The 401-nt window shown below is 61.8% G+C and carries 1 pseudogene; it reads left to right on the top strand.

The annotated features are described in order from the left end of the window. A pseudogene (locus AC0L15_RS33255) lies at nt 1–401 on the top strand (ISL3 family transposase); the annotation flags it as partial.

Genomic DNA, 401 nt, shown 5'->3' with positions numbered 1-401 from the left:
GCTGAGCCGCTGGCGATGTGCACATCAGAAATGTGAGCGACAAACGTTCACTGATCGACTCCCGACGGTTGCTTCCCCTTATGCGCGCAGGACGACGAGGGTCGTGGAGATTGTCGGCTTGCTCGGCCATAGCACGGGTGGACGTCCTGGCGAACGCCTCATGCAACGGCTCGGCATGCCGGTCAGTGACGACACCATCCTGCGGCAACTGAAGCGGGATGCCGCGGTTACTCACCGCGCCTCCGAAATTCGGGTGGTTGGCATCGATGACTGGAGCTGGCGGCGAGCGACGCGATACGGCACCATGGTTGATCTCGAGCGTCACTCGGTCGTCGACATTCTCGATGATCGGAGTGTCGATAGCGCAGCCAGGTGGCTGCGGATCATCCCTCCGTCGAGGT

The sequence above is a fragment of the Mesorhizobium sp. WSM4846 genome (genome assembly GCF_055811415.1).
This window is presented reverse-complemented; position numbering and strand designations above follow the sequence as displayed.